We start from the raw sequence: 19828 nt of genomic DNA on the forward strand, positions 1-19828 counted from the left end.
AAGCTCACCTGCTAATGCTTGAGCGACGCCATTACCCGCTCGGCATTTTCACTGCACGCCATGCCCTCGGGGCGGGCCTGGACCATATCGATCCAATCCAGAAGCTGCGCCTTGCTATGGGCAAGGTGCCGCTGCATCTCTTCGATCTGCCCGATCTTGCGGTTGAGGCCGGCGATCAGTTCTTCTTGCTTGAACGCGCCCGTATCGTTATCCGGCAGTAAATGTTTGAGTTCTTCCAGGCTGAAGCCGGCCTGCTGCGCGCACTGGATGATTTGCAGGGTCTGCAATGCCTGCGACGGATAACGCCGATAGCCATTGGCCGAACGCGCAACCTGACGTATCAGGCCCTGGGCTTCGTAGTAACGAATGCGCGATGCGGTAAACCCGCTCATCTGCGCCAATTCACCAATTTTCATTTCAGCCTCGCTTGCCTGCTTGACATTAAAGTTAACTTTAAGCTTAGCCTCTGCTCTTCACTGATGAGGAGTCAAGCATGTCGCCCTTCAAAACGTTGAACTTGCCCAACGGTCAGACCATCGGCAATCGCATTGCCAAGGCCGCGCTGGAAGAGAACCTTGCGGCAGCGGACCAGGCACCCGACCGGGCATTGTTTCGCTTGTATCAAGCCTGGGCCGGGGGCGAAGCCGGGTTGTTGTTGACCGGCAACGTGATGGTCGATCGCCGCGCCATGACCGGTCCCGGTGGAGTTGCGCTGGAGGATGAGCAACACCTGCAACGTTTTCGCCAATGGGCGAGTATTGGCCGCGCCGGTGGCGCGCAGTTCTGGATGCAGCTCAACCACCCCGGGCGCCAGACCTTGGCCAACCTTGGCCAGCAAGCCTTGGCCCCGTCGGCGGTGGCGCTGGACCTGGGGCAATTCTCGAAGATGTTCGCCGAACCGAAACCCATGAGCGAAGGCGACATCGAAGAAGTGATTCGACGCTTCGCCACCAGCGCCGCACTGGCGGAAAAGGCCGGGTTCACCGGGGTGCAGGTTCACGCGGCCCACGGTTACCTGATCAGCCAGTTCCTCTCGCCACTGACCAATCGCCGCACTGATCGCTGGGGCGGCTCCCTGGAAAACCGTGCGCGTCTGCTGCTGGCGGTAGTCAGTGCCGTGCGCCAGGTGGTGTCGGCGCAATTTTGCGTGTCGGTAAAGCTCAACTCGGCGGATTTCCAGCGTGGCGGTTTCGAGGTAGACGATGCGCGGCAAGTCATCCAGTGGCTCAATGAGCAGCAGATAGATCTACTGGAACTCTCCGGCGGCAGTTACGAGGCGCCGGCCATGCAAGGCGAGGCACGGGACGGTCGAACCCTGGCCCGTGAAGCGTACTTTCTGGAAATGGCCAGCGACCTGGCGAGCGTTGCGCGCATGCCGGTGATGGTGACGGGCGGGATCCGGCGCCTGGCGATCGTCGAGCAGGTCCTGGACAGCGGCATCGCCATGGCGGGGATCGGCACCGCGCTGTCCCTGGAACCGCATCTGGTCAAACACTGGCGCGAAGGTCAGAACAGCCACCCGCAAACGTCGCCGATTCGCTGGAAACGCAAACCACTGGCAGCGCTGGCGACCTCAGCAGTGGTGAAATTTCAGTTGCACCGTTTGAGTCGCGGACGCACTACCCAGCCGCAGGTGTCGGCGATATGGGCATTGATTCTTGACCGGTTGTTCATCAGCAGGCGGACCCGCCAGTATCGGCAGGCGATGGGTAAGTAATTCAAACTGAAGACACCTGCACTGGCCCCTTCGCGAGCAAGCCCGTTCCCACACGATATCCGGTTGAAACACAGATGTTGTGTACACCGAGTAACCCTGTGGGAGCGGGGCTTGCCCGGGAAGGGACCGCTGCAGAAAAAGAAGAATTCAGGCAGGAAACAGTTCGTCTATATGCCGGTATTCGGACTGTAGCTGCTCAGCCAGAACCTTACTGCGCCCCAGCCGAATCGGGCCACGCTCGATGTCGATCAAAAGTCCGGGACACGCCAGTTCAGGCAGCACCGGCCAGTCCTTCAAGCGTCCATCGGTGACCAGCAACAACCGCTGCTGCTCCGCTGGAAAGCGTTTCTGTCGTATCGCCAGCCACCGCCCTGCCTCTGCCAACGCCGCCAGCAACGGCGTGCCACCGCCCGCACCAAGACCATCGAGCCAATGGCGCAACCCCGTGGAAGCCTTCAACCCTTGCACCTGCCACTTCGGCTCGGCACCACTGGCCGTCAGCAACGCCAGGCGCGCACGCTGGCGATACGCGTCGTCGAACAGTTGCGCGAGCAAGCCCTTGGCATCGCTAAGCGCCTGATGACGGCGGGTCGATGCAGAAGCATCAACGATCACCAGCCACAGTTCATGGGGCGAACGGGTGCGCAGTTGAAACAACAGGTCGTCATGCCGCTGCGGCCGACCATTGAGCAAGGTGCCCGGCCAATTGACCGTGCCGTTGCGTGTGGCGTGACGTTTGCCCTGTCTGCCGTGATCGAGCTGCCCGGCGCGGGGTCTGGCATTCGCCCCCGCGTCAGCACGGGGGCGAATGCCTAAGGCTTTTTTGGCCAGCTCGGTATTTCACGTCTGGCGCCGACCGGCAGCGCCTTGGCGGGCATTTCGCCCCACTGGCCCTGCCCTTCACCTGGATTGGGCTGCTGCGGTGCTGATGGCAGCGGGGCTTGGGCGTGTTGCGGCGCTGGATGTTCGCGACGCCTATGGCGCAAGGCGAACTCGGCGACCGCATCGATATCTTCCTCGGCGATAGCGCTCGCCCCACGCCACGCCGCGTGTGCCCGGGCGGCGCGCAGCCAGACCAGATCAGCGCGCAGGCCATCGACGCCGGCCGCAAAGCAGCGCTCGGTGATCCGCGCCAGTGTTTCGTCGTCCAGGGGAATGCTGGTCAGCGCACTGCGCGCCTTCTGGCAACGCTCGCGCAGGGCTTGCTGAGGGCTTTCCCATTCGGCGCAAAAGCCTTGTGGGTCGCTGTCGAAATCCAGCCGTCGACGGATGATCTGGCCGCGTTCGACCGGTGCGGTGTGTCCGCCGAGGGCGACATTCAGGCCAAAACGGTCGAGCAGTTGCGGACGCAGCTCACCCTCCTCCGGGTTCATGGTGCCGATCAGCACGAATTTCGCTGAATGCCGATGGGAAATACCGTCGCGCTCGACCAGGTTGGTGCCACTGGCTGCCACGTCGAGCAACAGGTCGACGAGGTGATCGGGCAACAGGTTGACTTCGTCAACGTAGAGCACGCCACCGTCAGCCTTGGCCAGTACGCCGGGGGAGAATTGTGCGCGCCCCTCGCTCAGGGCGGCATCGAGATCCAGGGTGCCAACCAGACGTTCTTCGGTGGCACCCAGGGGCAAGGTGACGAACTGACCGCTGGCCAGCAGGTCCGCGAGGCCCCGGGCCAGGGTTGATTTGGCCATGCCGCGAGGGCCTTCGATGAGCACGCCGCCGATTTTCGGGTCGATGGCGGTGAGGTACAGGGCGAGTTTCAGATCGTCGGCGCCGACCACGGCGGAGAGGGGGAAATGGGGGGTGTCGGTCATTTTGGGGGTCTCGGTCGTGGTCTTTGGGGTTCGGTGGTAGTGATGATTGTGGTGTGCCAGTTAGATTGCTGCCCTCACCCTAGCCCTCTCCCGGAGGGAGAGGGAACTGACCGAGGTGTTTAGTCGAGTTACATCGACCTGGGAGATCGAGTTGAACCCGGTACCTGAAAACACTGGAGATTGGTTCCCTTCCCCCCTTCCCATGGATGGAGGGGACTTAACGAGGTGTTTAGTCGAGTTACATCGACCTGGGAGATCGAGTTGAGCCCGGTACCTGAAAACACTGGCGATTGCTCCCTTTTCCCCCTCTCCCATGGATGGAGGGGACTTAACGAGGTGTTTAGTTGAGTTACATCGACCTGGGAGATCGAGTTGAACCCGGTATCTGAAAACACTGGCGATCGGCTCCCTTTCCCCCTCTCCCATGGATGGAGGGGACTTAACGAGGTGTTTAGTCGAGTTACATCGACCTGGGAGATCGAGTTGATCTCGGTATCTGAAAACACTGGAGATCGGCTCCCTTTCCCCCTCTCCCATGGAAGGAGGGGACTTAACGAGGTGTTTAGTCGAATTACATCGACCTGGGAAATCGAGTTGATCTCGGTATCTGAAAGCACTGGAGATCGGCTCCCTTTCCCCCTCTCCCCCTTGGGGAGAGGGCTGGGGTGAGGGGTGGCTTTTGAATGCACTACCCCTCTTCCTCTATATCCAGCAACAAATTCTCCAGCGCCTCCCGATAAGCCCCCGGCTCTTTCCACATCCCCCGCTGCTGCGCCTCCAGCATCCGCTCAGTCATATCACGCAATGCATGAGGATTGTGCTCACGGACAAACTCCCGGGTCGCCGGGTCCAGCAAATACGCGTCCGCCAACAACGCATACTGATGATCATCAATCAGCTGCGTGGTCGCATCGAACGCAAACAGATTGTCGACCGTTGCCGCCATTTCAAACGCGCCTTTGTAGCCATGGCGCTTGACCCCGTCGAGCCACTTCGGATTGGCCGCCCGGGAACGAATCACCCGGTTGAGCTCTTCCTTCAAGGTGCGAATCTTCGGCAAGTCCGGCTGGCTGTGATCGCCATGATAGCTGGCAGCCGCTTCACCCCGCAGGCTTTCGACCGCCGCGAGCATGCCGCCCTGGAACTGGTAGTAATCGTTGGAATCGAGCAAGTCGTGCTCGCGATTGTCCTGGTTTTGCAGCACCGCCTGCACCTGACTCAGCCGCTGGGCGAACTGATCGCGAGCGGCGGTGCCTTCGTCGGCGCCGCCATAAGCGTAGCCACCCCAGTTCAGGTAGACCTCGGCAAGGTCCTCGCGGCTCTGCCACAGGCGTCCGTCGATGGCGCCCTGCACACCCGCGCCATAGGCACCGGGCATTGCGCCGAAAATGCGCCAGCCGGCCTGGCGCCGTGCCGCATCCTGGTCCAGTCCTGTTTGCAGCAGTGCTTCACGTTCGCTGCGGACCTTGGCCGCCAGCGGGTTGAGGTCGTCCGGTTCATCGAGCTCGGCGACGGCTTGCACTGCCGCATCGAACAAGCGAATCAGATTGGCGAAGGCATCGCGAAAAAAACCCGAGACCCGCAAGGTCACATCCACCCGAGGGCGATCGAGCAGACTCAATGGCAGAATTTCAAAGTCATCGACCCGCTGGCTGCCGGTGGCCCACACCGGACGCACCCCCATCAGGGCCATGGCCTGGGCAATGTCGTCGCCGCCGGTGCGCATGGTCGCGGTGCCCCAGACCGACAGCCCGAGCTGACGCAGATGATCGCCGTGGTCTTGCAGGTGCCGTTCGAGAATCAGGTTGGCCGACTGGAACCCGATGCGCCACGCGGTGGTGGTCGGCAGGTTGCGCACGTCCACCGAGTAAAAGTTGCGTCCGGTGGGCAAGACGTCCAGACGACCACGACTCGGCGCACCGCTGGGGCCGGCCGGGACGAAGCGACCGCTCAAGGCGTCGAGCAGGCCGCACATTTCTGCCGGGCCGCAGGCGTCCAGGCGTGGCGCAACCACATCGCGCAGGTTGTCGAGGATGGCGGTGACTTCAGTCCACACGAAATCCTGTGGGAGCCGGCTTGCCCGCGAAAGAGGAGTGTCAGTCGACATTGATTTGCCGGATACACCGCCTTCGCGAGCAAGCCCGCTCCCACAGGGTACGGGTATACCTGCAGGGTGTTTCAATGTTTGGGAAATCAGCTGCGCGGCGAACAGTTCGAGGCGCTCGCGGGTGTCGCCGGTAATTCGCCAGGGTTCATCGCTAAGGGTTTGCAATTCAATTGGACGCGGCCCGTTCCAAGGCTCGGCCAACGCACAATCGAGTGGATCGAAAGCCAATTCAAACGCCTTGGCCAACGCCCGCAGCAGACTCGACTGCGCACCGCGTCCATCGCCACGAGGAATGCGCAGCAGTGCGAGCAAGGTGTCGATTCGCAAACGGCCGGTGGGTGACTCGCCAAACACATGCAGACCGTCGCGAATCTGCGACTCTTTCAAGTCGCACAAATAGGTGTCCAGGCGCGGCAACCAGATCGCCGCATCGGCATCGCTGTCGAGTTCCTCGTCCAGTTGCAGTTCACGGTCTATATGGCTGTCACGTACCAGTTGCAGGATGTCACGCTGCAACTCCCGGGCACGGCGCGGATCGAGCAACTGCGCTTCGTAGTATTCGTCGGCCAACAGTTCCAGGTCGCGCAGAGGCCCGTAGGTTTCGGCGCGGGTCAGCGGCGGCATCAGGTGGTCGATGATTACCGCCTGGGTACGGCGCTTGGCCTGGGCGCCCTCGCCCGGGTCGTTGACGATGAACGGATAGATGTTCGGCAGCGGACCGAGCAACGCCTCAGGCCAGCAGTTTTCCGAGAGCCCCACGCCCTTGCCCGGCAGCCATTCGAGATTGCCGTGCTTGCCGACGTGGATCACGGCATGGGCGCCGTAGGTGTTGCGCAGCCAGAAGTAGAACGCCAGGTAGCCATGGGGTGGTACCAGGTCCGGGTCGTGATACACCGCACTCGGATCGACCTGATAGCCCCGCGCCGGTTGGATACCGACGAAGGTCAGACCAAACCGCAGACCGGCAATCATCATGCGCCCGTCGCGACACATCGGATCATTGTCCGGCGTGCCCCAACGTTGCAGTACCGCATCACGATTGGCCTCGGGCAGAGCGTTGAACATCCGCCAGTATTCGTCCATGGCCAGGCTCTGCTGACAGGGACGCTGGTCGAGGGTGTCGAGGTCATTGCTGACGCCGCCAAGCAACTGCTGGATCAACGCCGTGCCGCTGTCCGGCAGTTCGGCCGGCAGCGGATAACCTTCGGTGTGCAGCGCGCGCAAGATGTTCAGCGCCGCCGCCGGGGTGTCGAGACCGACGCCATTGCCGATGCGACCGTCGCGCGTGGGATAGTTGGCGAGGATCAAGGCGATGCGTTTTTGCCCGTTGGACAGGCGCGCCAGATCTACCCAGCGCCGCGCCAGTTCTGCGACAAAATCCATGCGCTGCGGTTGTGGCCGGTAGCACACCACATCGCACTGACTGCGCTCGCTGCGCCACGCCAGGTCCTTGAAGCTGATCGGCCGACTGATGATGCGTCCGTCCAGTTCCGGCAAGGCGATGTGCATCGCCAGATCCCGGGGGCCAAGCCCCTGCTCGCTGGCGCGCCAGCCGGGCTCGTTGTCTTGGGCGCAGATGGCCTGGATCACCGGGATATTGCGGCGAAACGGTCGCAGATGCGGCGCTTCGGGACTGGATTGGGCAAAACCCGTTGTATTGAGAATCACCCCTGCTTCAGCTTCATCCAACAAGTCCTCGACCACCGTCAGGCAGGCGGGCTCTTTCAGGCTGGCCAGTGCAATCGGCAACGGGTTCAACCCCGCTGCCCGCAAGCGCTCGCAGAACACGTCGATAAAAGCGGTGTTGGCCGCCTGCAAATGCGAACGGTAAAACAGCACCGCCGCCACTGGCTGGCCGGCCTGCCAATCGGCTTGCCAATCACTGAGTCGTGCGGGACTTGTATGCGGGTGGTAGATCGCCGTGCGCGGCAGTACCTGAGGCTGCGACCATGAATAATCACGCGCAAGCCATCGATTGGCCAGGCAGCGAAACAGGTCCAGCGCATTGGCCATGCCACCCTGGCGCAGGAAATGCCAGAGCCGCTCGCGATCTTCAGGAAGCACCGTGCTCAGGTCGCTCAGCTCCGGGTCCGGACGGTCATCGCCCGGCACCAGGATCAACTGCACGCCGCGCTGTGACAGTTCGACCAGACGCTCGACACCGTAGCGCCAATAGGCGATGCCGCCATGCAGTGAAATCAGAATCACCTTGGCGTGGCGCAGCACTTGGTCGACATACAAGTCGACCGAGGCATGGTTCTGTACCTGCATCGGATTGGCCAGGCGCACGCTCGGGTAGTCGTCGGGCAACTGCTGCGCCGCTTCGGCGAGCAACGCCAGGCTGGAGTCGCCGCTGCACAGGATCACCAGTTCGGCGGGGGTTTGTCCAAGGTCGGCAATGTTGTCCTCCGACACGAAACCGCCGGGCTGGGTCCTGAGCAGGTGCATGGCTTACACGCTGAGTGCGGCGCGCAGTTGCGCTTCGAGTTGAGCGGCGTCGAGTTCCTGGCCGATCAGCACCAGACGGGTGACCCGCGCTTCTTCGGCGCCCCATTGGCGGTCGAAGTGCTTGTCGAAGCGAGTGCCCACGCCCTGAATCAGCAGGCGCATCGGTTTGTTCGGGATCGCGGCGAAGCCCTTGACTCGCAGGATGCCGTGCTGGACCACCAGTTGGGTCAGCGCATCCAGCAACAGGCTTTCGTCGGCTTGCGGCAGTTCAATGGAAATGGAGTCGAAAGCGTCGTGATCGTGGTCATCATGATCATCGCCATCGTGATGATGGTCATGGTGACTGTGACGGCTGTCGATGTGCTCTTCGGAGCCGGCGCCAAGGCCGATCAGCACGTCCAGCGGCAGGCGACCGCTGCTGGCTTCAATGATTTTTACCGCTGGCGGCAGTTCTTCGGCGACTTCCAGGCGCACGCGGGCCAGATCTTCAGGGCGGATGAGATCGGCCTTGTTGAGGATCACCAGGTCGGCGCTGGCCAGTTGATCGGCAAATAGCTCGTGCAGCGGCGATTCATGGTCCAGATTCGGATCGAGTTTTCGCTGGGCGTCGACCTGATCGGGGAATGCGGCGAAGGTGCCGGCGGCGACGGCCGGGCTGTCGACCACGGTGATGACCGCGTCTACCGTGCAGGCACTGCGAATTTCCGGCCACTGGAAGGCTTGCACCAGGGGTTTGGGCAAAGCCAGGCCCGAGGTCTCGATGAGGATATGGTCGAGGTCACCACGGCGGGCGACCAGTTCACGCATCACCGGGAAGAATTCTTCCTGAACGGTGCAGCACAGGCAGCCGTTGGCCAGCTCATAGACACGGCCGTTGGCTTCTTCTTCGGTGCAACCGATTGAGCACTGCTTGAGGATTTCACCATCGATACCCAGTTCGCCGAACTCGTTGACGATCACCGCGATACGGCGGCCCTGGGCATTGTCGAGCATGTGCCGCAGCAGTGTGGTTTTACCCGAGCCGAGGAAGCCGGTGACGATGGTGACGGGGAGTTTGGCCAGTGTTTTCATCGGATGCCCTTTGGCAAGGTGGCGGGCATACGGGACGACGACCGGCAACGCGCACGCGCGTGCCTGGAAGAATTCGCCACCGGATCACCCCGCCCGGTTGAAAGTCAGAATCTGTATCGAGGCAGGTCTCCTGGCTGACGGTGTGTCGGTCTTGGCGACCTGGCATTCGCTGCGCCTTCCCGCCGGCCTCATGGAGAGCCTGCAGTGGCGTGGCAACGAACATCACCGTTCACAGTTGCGGGGGCAGCCGCGGCATTGACCGCGTTCCCTTCTTAGCTTCGGCAAACGCCGAAGAACCTCGAAAGCGCAAGGCTACGCATCGTGCGGGGGCGGGTCAATGTTCACATTGGTTTTGCGGCGTCGCCTTCGCGAGCAAGCCCGCTCCACATTTGACGGTATTGCACTGACAGAACTGGGCCGAAGGTGGGAGCGGGCCTGCTCGCGAAGGGAGCGACACGGTTTGCGATGAGAACGTTTGCCAATTGACGCCCAACCCCCGCCCATGCTCTCCTACACGCTTGTTACGGGTGCCCTTCACAGGGTGAAACGGGAAACCGGTGAATCATGTGCTTTACTCCAAAGCCATGTCAGTCCGGTGCTGCCCCCGCAACGGTAAGCGAGTGAAGCGTCAGATCCACTGTGCCGATATGGCGTGGGAAGGTGATGCTTGCAGGTTCAGGCGATGCCTGCGCCCCTCGTGAGCCCGGAGACCGGCCCGCAACACAAAGTGACCAGTACGGTCTCTGAACAACAACCCGCGGTGGGCGGGCGCTGTTTGAACTTCTGCGCGCTCGCTCGTGCAGGGCTCTGCATGCGTTCTTGTTCCCGCTGACAGAACAAAGGGAAACGCCATGTCGATCATCAGCAGCACCGGCCACAGCACCGCCAGCACCACCACGACCCTGACCCAGCGTCTGACCGCCGCCGTCTGCGCGTCGATCCTGGGTGCATCCCTTGTTTACTTCGCCGGCTTCTCGCACATCGAAGCGGTGCACAACGCCGCTCACGATACCCGCCACAGCTCTGCCTTTCCGTGCCATTGAGAGCTGCCGACATGATCAAGCGTATCGCGCAAACCGCAGGTTTCACCGGGCTTCTGGCCGCCCTGCTGCTGACCCTCTTGCAAAGCTTCTGGGTGTCCCCGTTGATATTGCAGGCCGAGACCTACGAAATAACCGAGCCGGCCGCCGTTGAAGTCCATGAACACGCAGGTGGCGCCAACGCCGCCCACACCCACGACGCCGAAGCCTGGGAGCCGCAAGACGGCTGGCAGCGCGTGCTGTCGACCACTGGGGGAAATCTGGTGGTGGCCGTCGGCTTCGCCCTGATGCTGGCCGGCCTGTATACCTTGCGCGCTCCGACCAGGACTTCCCAGGGTCTGCTCTGGGGCCTGGCCGGCTATGCGACTTTCGTGCTCGCGCCAACCCTCGGCCTGCCACCGGAACTGCCGGGCACCGCGGCGGCCGACCTGGCGCAACGTCAGCTCTGGTGGATCGGCACCGCGGCTTGCACGGCTGTCGGTATCGCCCTGATCGTTTTCGGCCGTCACTGGCTGATGAAAGCCCTGGGTGTCGCCACTCTCGCCGTTCCCCATTTGATTGGTGCGCCGCAACCTGAAGTGCATTCGATGCTCGCTCCAGAGGCGCTGGAGACACAATTCAAAATCGCTTCGCAGTTGACCAACGTGGCGTTCTGGCTGGCCCTGGGCCTGATCAGCGCCTGGTTGTTCCGCCGCAAAAGCGATGGCCAATACCACGCATGAGTGACATCAGCGCAGCGCCGACCCTCGTGGTCGGCCTGGGCTGCCAGCGCGGCTGCCCGGTCAGTACGCTGCTGGCGCTACTGGAGCAGGCGCTGCAAGCACACCAGATCCAATTGCATGAAATAAAGGCCCTGGCCAGTATCGATCTCAAGCGCGAAGAGCCGGCCCTGAACGAGTTGGCCGCGCAGCTTGGGCTACCGGTGACCTACTTCAGCAGCGAACAACTTGCCGCCTATGAGCAACATCTCACTCATCAATCGCAAATCGCCTTCGAACGCACCGGCTGCTACGGCGTAGCGGAAAGCGCCGCCCTGGCATTGGCCGAACAACTGGCCCAGGCGCCGGCAAAGCTGCTGATTGCGCGACAAAAATATGCCCAGGCAACCCTGGCATTGGCTGGCGCGGCATAAAATCCCCGATAATCCCCACCTTCGATCATGAGCATTCTTCATCTGAAGCCTTGCCCAGCCGTTTTTTGCCACAGGAACCGAGCATGACCGTCTACTTCATTGGCGCAGGCCCCGGCGACCCCGAACTGATTACGGTCAAGGGCCAACGGCTGATTCGCAGCTGCCCGGTGATCATCTATGCCGGCTCGCTGGTGCCTGCTGCGGTATTGGCAGGTCATAGCGCCGAGCAGGTGGTCAACAGCGCTGAACTGCACCTGGAACAGATCATCGAGCTGATCAGGACCGCCCATGCCAATGGCCAGGACGTCGCGCGGGTGCATTCCGGCGACCCGAGCCTGTATGGCGCGATCGGCGAGCAGATCCGCTACCTGCGCGAACTGCATATTCCCTTCGAAATTGTCCCCGGCGTCACCGCCACGGCGGCCTGCGCGGCGCTGCTGGGTGCAGAGCTGACGCTGCCGGACGTATCCCAGAGCGTGATTCTTACCCGCTTCGCCGACAAAACCGCGATGCCTGCCGGCGAGGAACTGGGTAGCCTGGCACAGCACGGGGCGACCATGGCGATTCACCTGGGGGTCAATCACCTGGAGAAAATCCTGGTCCAATTGCTGCCGCATTACGGTGCCGATTGCCCGATTGCGGTGATTCACCGGGCGACCTGGCCGGATCAGGATTGGGTGGTGGGGACGCTGGCGGACATTGCCGCAAAGGTTGAGGCCAAGGGGTTTCGGCGCACCGCGTTGATCCTGGTGGGTCGGGTGCTGGGCAGTGATCATTTCAGCGAGTCGTCGCTGTATCGCGCCGGGCATGCGCATCTTTACAGACCTTGAGCACGCCTGCCCCAGTGGTGAGGGGGTTTGCCTGTAGTAAGGAGGCTTGGGGGGCTTACCTGTGGCGAGGGGGCTTGCCCCCGCTGGGGCGCGAAGCGGCCCCCGGCATTCATCCAGATAAACCTTGCATTGAGGTACTGCGACGGCTTCGCCGCCGAGCGGGGCGGTGCGGCGGTCCGACAAGCCCCCTCGCCACAGGCAAGCCCCTCAGCACAGGTTATCCATCACCCATAAAAAAACGGCGCTCACGGGGCGCCGTTTTTCATGCCGCAGCGAACACCTTAGTAGTAGGCGTTTTCTTTCTGCGTGTGGTCGGTCACGTCACGTACACCCTTCAACTCAGGAATACGTTCGAGCAAAGTACGCTCGATGCCTTCCTTGAGGGTCACGTCAGCCTGGCCGCAGCCTTGGCAACCGCCGCCGAACTGCAGGACGGCAATGCCGTCTTCAACCACATCGATCAGGCTGACCTGGCCGCCGTGGCTGGCCAGCCCCGGGTTGATCTCGGTCTGCAGGTAATAGTTGATCCGCTCGTTGACAGGGCTGTCGGCAGTGACCGTCGGCACCTTGGCGTTTGGCGCCTTGATGGTCAACTGGCCGCCCATGCGGTCGGTGGCGTAGTCGACTACCGCGTCGTCCAGGAAGGCTTCGCTGAACGAATCGATGTAGGCGGTGAAGCTTTTCAGCCCAAGCGCCGTGTCTTCCGGCTTCTCTTCCCCCGGCTTGCAGTAGGCAATACAGGTTTCGGCGTACTGGGTGCCGGGCTGAGTGATAAAGACGCGGATGCCGATACCCGGGGTGTTCTGCTTGGAGAGCAGATCAGCCAGATAATCGTGGGCGGCGTCGGTAATGGTAATAGCGGTCATGGAAACTCCTCGCAGGCTTGGGCGCAGTTTACGCCAATCAGCGCGCCGGACAAAGTCCCAGTATTTTTGTCAGGAAAGTGCCAGCGATGGCGCCCGACTCCCGCGCGCCCTCGTACTGCGGTTTTTTGGCGGTACATATATACCGCAGTCACCACCTTCGGCTTCGATAACGTCCTCGCTTGAGAATTCTTTATCAGGCGCCTCCCCTATGACCGCTTCCGCTGCCTTGATCGAAGCCCGACAGCAAACCCACCTGAAACAACTGCTTGAGCATCAACTCGCGCTAAAGCATCTGCTCGACCAACAGCCCGAAGCCGCCGGGGTGCTGGCAGACCTGCTCGATGCAAAAATCCAGCGTTCGTTTCTCGATCATCCCCCGCCCGTTACCCTGGAAGCAGTGAGCTACGAAGAACACATCAAACTCACCCTCCAATCAGGCTCGGAAACGGTTGTGCACTCAGGCACAGCGCAACGCCCGTTGTCCGCGCTGTTCAACGACAAGCCCTGGGGAGGAGAGAATTTTGACGCCCCAAACCGGTTTTACCGCTACTACGCCAAAGCCACTTACCAGGTGAATGATCCGTCTGCCCCGCACAAGTTACGCACCATCAACAGCACCATCGGCAGCACGCCAGCATTCGAAACCTTTATTGAAGAGCTGATCCGCAGGCCGGATCGCCACTATCAGCAGCAACTGGACCGTTTCTGGCGCGGGGCATACACGCCGGGCAACCCGATGACCCGTCGCCAATGGCTGGCCGATCAATTGGCCAAGGCCTTGCTGGCCGAAGCGGCATTGCGTGTGGAAGACGGCACACTCGACGAGTCATGCAAGACCCTGGTCGGGCAAATCGTCAGCCATCCATCCAGTCAATCACGCGCACATCTGCCGCAAACGCATAGGCCAGCCGCCTTCTCGCTGAGCCTTAAAGGCCGGAACGACGAGCCTGACATCCCTTTGGCCGGGGTATTCGTGCTCTCAAGCAAAACCCCTGTTGCCGATATCGATGCAAACACCGATATCGGTGCAGTCGCGCTTTTCACCCAGGGTGTGGGTATTGATTCATTTGTCTCACTGCAGGCTCTTGATCAATATTTGCGTACCAGATTCACCAATGCGGGTACCGGCGACAGCCTGATGACTCATATCACCTGGCAAGACCAGGCACGCGCCAACGGATACCAGGCGTCACCGCTGTTCAGTTACATTCAAGTTCACGAGAACCTTTTCGAGAATCGAGTGCACGCGTTGCTGGCCTTGCAGAAACAGGACATCGAGTACGGCTGGCGTCAATTGCCCCGGCATGAGGTCAACGGTAAGCAGGTCCATGAACTGTTCAACCGTCTGGCCACTATCGGCTCATTCCTGGATACCCGGGACCTGCTGATCGAACGCAGCCGACGTTTCATCGAGGCAAGTTTGCCATCCTGGTACCGGGAGGCCGGTCCAGCGGACCAACAAGCACTCAAACGGCTGGCAGAGTCCGAGCTGGCAGCCAATAAAATCCTGGCCACAAAGATCCGGGAAGCAGCCATACCGCTCCTGCGAGATTTTTCCCGCAAGGAGCTGGTCCGGCAACTGGCAATCGATTACCCGGACAAGGAAATTGACCCGGATAAAGTACCCGTCACCATGACCACCAGTATCAACCCCGCCAGCACGGGCGGCGGCGTCGGAGCTGATCAAGTCCCCTACTCCAGTGACCCGACAATCCGGCCTGAGTACACGATCACCCTGTCATTGACCGAATTTGCACTGAAAAACAGCAATCCGTGGGACTTCAGCTTCTACAAGTTGTTTACCGGTGAAAAAACCTCGATGTCTGCGTCCGGCAAGACCACGTCCGGCGCACCCATCCAGTTCGATGCAAGCTATCTGACATCCCTCGTCCAGACGCTGGATGTGAGCAAAGGCTACGACCAGTTACTGCAAACACGCCTGATGGAGAAAGGTTCATCCCTGCGCAAAACCTGGATCGATGCTCACCGAGCCAGCCTGGCGACTCATGCGCTGGCGGCCAGGCTGGACCCGAACTGTTTTCTCGAGGACAGGGAAAACCGTGGCTACCAATGGGTCAAGGCACTCATCGATGGCGATACCCCGGCCAGCCGAAAAACCGTTGGCGAACATAAAATCGTGGCGAGCTCGCTTCTGATTGCCAATTCCCCGGATGCCCGCAACGGCTACAACCTCAATGATGTATTGATGATCAGCGTGGACAATCGCCGAGCGCTGCCCAACGTCATCCTTTACACCCCTTGGGCACCGACAGGACACGCCATCAAGGAGTTTGCCGATAGTGCGACGATGCAGCAGTTCCTCAAGGATCAGTGGGACACATCGCCCGAATGGCGCCACTACTTCATGCAACGCCTGTCAACGCCCGGGCAGGCGGCACTGACCGAAAGCAAGGTCGCTCGCACCCTCTTGTTGAGCGAGCTGGTGCTCAATGCCCGAAGCCGAATCGGCAACCCCTTTGACACCCTTCATACCTTTGCCATTAACACCTCCCTGCACGACGCCTTGTACGAGCAGCAGGTCGTCACGCTGCGGCGTAACGCCGATCATCAATCCACCAGCAACGCCGAAGTCGAACGACAATCGTTGTGGAACAAAATCAGCTTCGGGCTGGACCTGTCGCTGAACCTGATCAGCTTTCTGCCCATCACCAGCGCCTTCAAAGCCGTCCGCAGCGTTACTCGAACGTTCCTGCTGCTCAATCAGATGGCGGCGTCAAAGTCTGCGGCCAGAGCCCTCTGGTCCATCACCGCAGCCAAGGGGCGACCCTTGCGGCTACCGGCATTCGGCGCGGTACCGGCATTCAGACCGGCCCCTGATCTGTCCGGAATAGAGGTGGCGGTCAACCCGCTGGATCTGGACCTGATCAAAGGCAATCTTTTTCAGAGCAAGACTTCGCCCCAACAATACGTCTTGATCGCCCGCAAGCACTACCTGTGCGATATAGCTCAGGGGCAGCGTTTCCTTTACCCCCAGGGTACGGGTTACAAAACCCTGCGCTACCCGCTGGTTCTGGATGAAACACTGGAAAACTGGCAAGCCGAACCCATGCTGCGATTATCAGGAGGCATGGGCCCTATCGAAAAAGGTCCGCTGCAGACCACTTACCTGGATTATGAATTGCCTCCGGCAGACCTAGCGGCGCTGCCGGCGCTCAATCTCTCCCTCGCCGGTTCCATGAGTCTTGGCATGCTACATCCGACCTTTGCGATGAATGCCCAGACAGCAGGCGTGTTGCACATCTTTGCCATTCAATCGAGATTGCGCCGACATGCCAGAAGCTACTTTCGAACCTTCCAGGCCCCTGCCAGACCGTTCATGCTACCGGGCCGGAATCTGTCGCCCGATCAACTGTTCCAATACCTGTTCGGCCAGCGCAATGGGCTGGTGTTCGGAGAAACGCATCACTATTCGCTGACACGTCAGTTTTTAATCAACAACATGGCGGAACTCAAACGCCAGGGTGTCCGGGGTTTTTATCTGGAAGTATTGAACACTGACCTGCATCAGGCCCTTCTGGATCAGTTCAACGCATCACCAACAGCTCATTTGCCTCAGGTGCTGAGAGACAGGCTTCAACTGGTTGATGACCTGAGCACCGTCCCGGACGCCTACAGCTACACGCGTCTGGTAGAAGAAGCGCATGCTCAAGCAATCCCGGTCATGGCCCTGGATACCACCGCAAGCTCATTGATCACTGCGCAGACTCTCATACCCTCCCACATCCTGCCGACGCTATCGGATCAACTTGATCGGGTGACGATGTTCAACTTCTTTGCCTGGAAAAAAATTTCATTTGACCAGTTGGCCCACGGCCCGCATCGCTGGGTCGCACTTGTCGGGCAAGGACACAGCAATACACTGCAGAGCATTCCCGGGCTGGTCGAATTGACCAATGCCTCCAGCGTCCGGGTGGACAGTCGTATTGCCACGCAACCGAGCATGCGAGTCAAAAGTGATCCGGGCATCGTTATCCATTCCCCTTCCGGAACTCACCAGGTCACTCACGGATGCGACCTGCTCGCCTGCCTGCCGTGCCCGACAAATGAACACGAGATCGCCTTTCGTGTGCATAGCCCCAATCAGTTCACGACGACCAGAACGCCTTCCGGCCAGATAGCCGTGCACTACGTGAACGCTCAGGGCGAGCGCATTGATGTACCGGTGTTCGCTGACGGCAGCCAGGCCTATGTCAACCACGCAGCATTCGGCGCGGTGAGCAACCGACGTTTCAGTGACCTTGATGCACTGACTGACGCGCTGATGGATGAATTGGCGATGATCGAGGTCTGAGCCCTGTACAGGCTCTGACCTCGCTTTTCTATCGCCTGCCTCGCAGTCAACGACCCGCTAGAGATTCTCGTAGCGATTCATGTCCAGTACGCCCTCTTCCACCGGCTCGGTCTCGTGGATGTAACGACTCAAGTCATGGAAGTACTGCCAGAACTGCGGATGACTGCGACGTATACCCCAGCGCTCGACGATTTTCTCGAAGTCACTCGCATCCCTGGCGCGCTCCATTGCATCCACGAACACGGGAACTTGCCCGGCCGAAATGTTGAACATGAAGTTGGGGTAGCTGCTGAGAACGCCCGGAAAAATCGTGACGGTGTCCAGCCCTGGCTGGTAGCGCAGCGACTCACCCAACAGAAACGCCACATTGCTGTGCGCACGGTTGCGCAAAAGGCTGTAGACCTCGCGTTTGCCGCTGCGAGTCTCGACGCGCAACATGGTCGCTTCCGGCAACAGGTCAATGACCTTCAGACCTGCCGCAGGGCGCGCGGTCAGGCGGCTCATTGCCTGCTCGGCAGCCTGCAACTCGGGATCAATGTTTGGGCGCGAGCAATAGGCGCCCTCGCAGCGATTGATCGGATCGGGCCGGGCATTGAGCTCGCCATACCGGGCCAGCAATTGCCGGGCAAAATCGCGCTTGGGATCTGCCGCGTCCAGTTTCAGCGCAGTTGGCGTGTCATCGTCAATAGCCTCGTAGTCCAGCCACATCTTGAATTTGCCACTGTTCTGATACCAGTCGTCGAGGTAGCCCTCGCGTGAATCGGCGGGCATCAAGCGCAGGAAGTTCTGTTCGGCCCCATTGCGGATCAGGTCGAAGTACAGGCGCGTCTGGGCTTGATGGGAGACGTTGCCGAACACGTCGTAGTTGACCGCCAACTGATAATAAGTGCGCTCCAGCAACGGGAAATCGAACAGCCACATCGTCTGCGGTACGTCGCCAATCAGGCCCTTGGTCACCGAGGCGCTGTCGAAATGGCGGAAAATGCTCAGCAGCGCGTTGTCGTTGCCGGCCCACAGGCTCGACCAGCTCGGTGCCGGCACCTCGGCGTAGCTGTCCCGGCGCAGCACTTCGTATTCGTTGCGTTTGTCGCGGTAGTCATGCCACAAGCTCAGGACACTGCCGACATCGTCGTTCTGTCCCGGCATCGCCAGCAAAGGCGTCGCCTGGCCACGATAGTTCGGATCGATAACGTATAGATCGTGCTCCGGCGCCTGGAACAGCGCCCAGAAGTTGTCGCGGATCACGTCCGTGGCAATCTGCCCACGACACACCGGACCACGGATAAAGGTGCGCACGAAGTACTCGGCGTTATCGAGCATGAACTGATAACGCGCCTGGGCCGGGATCGCTTCGAACGTCGCAAACGGGTTGGCCCGGCGCTCCGGTCCGTAACCCGGCAAGGCATCGACCTGCCAGTTGCCGCTGTAGAACAGGCTTTTCACCCGTGCCAGTTTCGCCGCGCTCAGCGGATAGCTGATGTGGGTCTTGTGCACGATCACGCCTTGCACCGGCCACAAGCGGTAATAAAACACGGTGCCCGGATCATCGTTCGGGCGACGGGTATTGATCAGGTCGATCGGCTGGCCGGTCGGTGTGCGCGAGCGCACCCACTGGAAGAAGTGTCCAGGCTCACCGTCCTTGAAAAACACGTGCGCGAGGAACCAGTGCTCATACAGCCAGCGCCCCACCAGGCTTTCCCGGGCGCCGGGCGAGTTCAGCAGGCTTTCCCATTGCACCACCTGCAACGCCTCTTTTGCGTTGGGGACCAGGGCGTGTTCATCGATCGGCGCACCGGAGGCCAGCCAGCGCTGCAGCGTCTGGTATTGCTGATCGGTCAGGCCGGTCACCGCCAGCGGCATGCCCTCTTTGGGATGGGTGGCGGCATAGCCGTCAAACTCGGCGGGCGTGGCGCACATATTATTGCGGCTCAGGCCCAGGACGATGTCCGCCGGTAGTTTGGCATTGGGCTGCAATGGGGTCTTATGCCCCAACTCAAGCATCCGCGCCATCAACCCGGCCTGGGTGGCCTGGGTGTCGAGCACCGGATAAAACCCCTTCTGTTGCCAGGCCTGCTTGCCCCAGGCGTCATAAAACAGCCGGGTCGGTGCAACTGCCTGCCTGCGGTCACCATCGTACACCGGGACTTTCGTCGCCCCCCGTGCCGCGCCCTCACCGCTGCCCAGATTGAGCTGGCAGGCAGCGTCGTTGCAGGCATGGCAGGCCACGCATTTTTCCGTAAAGATCGGCTGAATGTCGCGACTGTAGGAAATGGCAGAGGAAATCGCCGGGCCCTGCGCCGTTGCGCCCCAGCTTAAAAACAACAGCACAGTGCTGATGACGAAACGATACGACATGTCCCTGGTCCTGATCCTTTTGAAAACGCCGCGATTCTACCGGCCTGACGACCGTGCCAACATGAGCGATATTCATGCAAATCCCGAGGATGCTCTACAAGCGCACAAGTTTGCTATGATCCCGGCCCTTCGTCAT

Annotated in this window: 13 protein-coding genes and 2 riboswitches; of the genes, 6 read left to right on the forward strand and 7 right to left on the reverse strand. The window is 60.7% G+C overall.

Annotation, left to right across the window (positions count from 1 at the left end):
* Positions 1 to 11: 11 nt before the first annotated feature.
* Positions 12 to 416 carry a MerR family transcriptional regulator gene (locus KW839_RS01730; RefSeq protein ID WP_218423195.1) on the reverse strand — a complete coding sequence of 135 codons (405 nt, stop codon included), beginning with the start codon at positions 414 to 416 and terminating at the stop codon, positions 12 to 14.
* A gap of 77 nt (positions 417 to 493) precedes the next feature.
* On the opposite strand from KW839_RS01730, the gene KW839_RS01735 reads away from it, so the two are divergent.
* Entirely contained in the window at positions 494 to 1717 is a 1224-nt protein-coding gene (locus KW839_RS01735; protein ID WP_218423196.1) for an NADH:flavin oxidoreductase/NADH oxidase family protein, read from the forward strand.
* Positions 1718 to 1864: 147 nt separating this feature from the next.
* On the opposite strand, the gene KW839_RS01740 is transcribed toward KW839_RS01735, so the two are convergent.
* The 4 genes from KW839_RS01740 to cobW form a co-directional block, all read right to left on the reverse strand.
* Positions 1865 to 2410 carry a VWA domain-containing protein gene (locus tag KW839_RS01740; protein WP_218423197.1) on the reverse strand — a complete coding sequence of 182 codons (546 nt, stop codon included), beginning with the start codon at positions 2408 to 2410 and terminating at the stop codon, positions 1865 to 1867.
* A 119-nt stretch (positions 2411 to 2529) separates the two neighbouring features.
* On the reverse strand, positions 2530 to 3531 hold the full coding sequence (locus KW839_RS01745; protein ID WP_218423198.1) for an ATP-binding protein: 1002 nt from the start codon (positions 3529 to 3531) through the stop codon (positions 2530 to 2532).
* A gap of 688 nt (positions 3532 to 4219) precedes the next feature.
* Positions 4220 to 8086, reverse strand: coding sequence for a cobaltochelatase subunit CobN (gene cobN, locus KW839_RS01750; protein WP_218423199.1), 3867 nt, complete (start codon positions 8084 to 8086; stop codon positions 4220 to 4222).
* 3 nt (positions 8087 to 8089) lie between these two features.
* On the reverse strand, positions 8090 to 9157 hold the full coding sequence (gene cobW, locus KW839_RS01755) for a cobalamin biosynthesis protein CobW (RefSeq protein WP_218423200.1): 1068 nt from the start codon (positions 9155 to 9157) through the stop codon (positions 8090 to 8092).
* A 102-nt stretch (positions 9158 to 9259) separates the two neighbouring features.
* A riboswitch (cobalamin riboswitch) is annotated at positions 9260 to 9473 on the reverse strand.
* A gap of 192 nt (positions 9474 to 9665) precedes the next feature.
* Positions 9666 to 9891, forward strand: a riboswitch (cobalamin riboswitch).
* 117 nt (positions 9892 to 10008) lie between these two features.
* On the opposite strand from cobW, the gene KW839_RS01760 reads away from it, so the two are divergent.
* The 4 genes from KW839_RS01760 to cobM all read left to right on the forward strand — a co-directional run bounded on the left by KW839_RS01760 (position 10009) and on the right by cobM (position 12159).
* The gene (locus KW839_RS01760) at positions 10009 to 10200 is read left to right on the forward strand and encodes a CbtB-domain containing protein (protein ID WP_060540617.1); all 192 of its coding nucleotides are present in this window, start codon (positions 10009 to 10011) and stop codon (positions 10198 to 10200) included.
* A gap of 11 nt (positions 10201 to 10211) precedes the next feature.
* Entirely contained in the window at positions 10212 to 10919 is a 708-nt protein-coding gene (locus tag KW839_RS01765) for a CbtA family protein (RefSeq protein ID WP_060540616.1), read from the forward strand.
* Positions 10916 to 11329, forward strand: a complete 414-nt coding sequence (locus tag KW839_RS01770; protein ID WP_060540615.1) for a cobalamin biosynthesis protein — start codon at positions 10916 to 10918, stop codon at positions 11327 to 11329. Before KW839_RS01765 ends, KW839_RS01770 begins: the two co-directional genes overlap by 4 nt.
* Positions 11330 to 11412: 83 nt before the next feature.
* On the forward strand, positions 11413 to 12159 hold the full coding sequence (gene cobM, locus KW839_RS01775; RefSeq protein WP_218423201.1) for a precorrin-4 C(11)-methyltransferase: 747 nt from the start codon (positions 11413 to 11415) through the stop codon (positions 12157 to 12159).
* A 281-nt stretch (positions 12160 to 12440) separates the two neighbouring features.
* On the opposite strand, the gene nfuA is transcribed toward cobM, so the two are convergent.
* On the reverse strand, positions 12441 to 13025 hold the full coding sequence (gene nfuA, locus KW839_RS01780) for a Fe-S biogenesis protein NfuA (RefSeq protein WP_060540613.1): 585 nt from the start codon (positions 13023 to 13025) through the stop codon (positions 12441 to 12443).
* A gap of 208 nt (positions 13026 to 13233) precedes the next feature.
* Between nfuA and KW839_RS01785 the strand changes: the two genes are divergently transcribed.
* On the forward strand, positions 13234 to 17337 hold the full coding sequence (locus KW839_RS01785) for a membrane-targeted effector domain-containing toxin (RefSeq protein ID WP_218423202.1): 4104 nt from the start codon (positions 13234 to 13236) through the stop codon (positions 17335 to 17337).
* Between the two features lie 57 nt (positions 17338 to 17394).
* Here the strand turns inward: KW839_RS01785 and KW839_RS01790 are convergent, their stop codons facing one another.
* Entirely contained in the window at positions 17395 to 19692 is a 2298-nt protein-coding gene (locus KW839_RS01790) for a fatty acid cis/trans isomerase (RefSeq protein ID WP_218423203.1), read from the reverse strand.
* Positions 19693 to 19828: the final 136 nt, after the last annotated feature.

Origin of the sequence: Pseudomonas sp. PDM31, from assembly GCF_019218965.1 — a bacterium.
In the GTDB taxonomy this organism is placed as follows: domain Bacteria; phylum Pseudomonadota; class Gammaproteobacteria; order Pseudomonadales; family Pseudomonadaceae; genus Aquipseudomonas.

Excerpts from the sequence above, each read along its gene's own strand:
- KW839_RS01730 (WP_218423195.1), bottom strand. The coding sequence starts at position 416 with ATGAAAATTGGTGAATTGGCGCAGATGAGCGGGTTTACCGCATCGCGC.
- KW839_RS01735 (WP_218423196.1), top strand. The coding sequence starts at position 494 with ATGTCGCCCTTCAAAACGTTGAACTTGCCCAACGGTCAGACCATCGGC.
- KW839_RS01745 (WP_218423198.1), bottom strand. The coding sequence starts at position 3,531 with ATGACCGACACCCCCCATTTCCCCCTCTCCGCCGTGGTCGGCGCCGAC.
- cobN (WP_218423199.1), bottom strand. The coding sequence starts at position 8,086 with ATGCACCTGCTCAGGACCCAGCCCGGCGGTTTCGTGTCGGAGGACAAC.
- cobW (WP_218423200.1), bottom strand. The coding sequence starts at position 9,157 with ATGAAAACACTGGCCAAACTCCCCGTCACCATCGTCACCGGCTTCCTC.
- KW839_RS01760 (WP_060540617.1), top strand. The coding sequence starts at position 10,009 with ATGTCGATCATCAGCAGCACCGGCCACAGCACCGCCAGCACCACCACG.
- KW839_RS01765 (WP_060540616.1), top strand. The coding sequence starts at position 10,212 with ATGATCAAGCGTATCGCGCAAACCGCAGGTTTCACCGGGCTTCTGGCC.
- KW839_RS01770 (WP_060540615.1), top strand. The coding sequence starts at position 10,916 with ATGAGTGACATCAGCGCAGCGCCGACCCTCGTGGTCGGCCTGGGCTGC.
- cobM (WP_218423201.1), top strand. The coding sequence starts at position 11,413 with ATGACCGTCTACTTCATTGGCGCAGGCCCCGGCGACCCCGAACTGATT.
- nfuA (WP_060540613.1), bottom strand. The coding sequence starts at position 13,025 with ATGACCGCTATTACCATTACCGACGCCGCCCACGATTATCTGGCTGAT.
- KW839_RS01785 (WP_218423202.1), top strand. The coding sequence starts at position 13,234 with ATGACCGCTTCCGCTGCCTTGATCGAAGCCCGACAGCAAACCCACCTG.
- KW839_RS01790 (WP_218423203.1), bottom strand. The coding sequence starts at position 19,692 with ATGTCGTATCGTTTCGTCATCAGCACTGTGCTGTTGTTTTTAAGCTGG.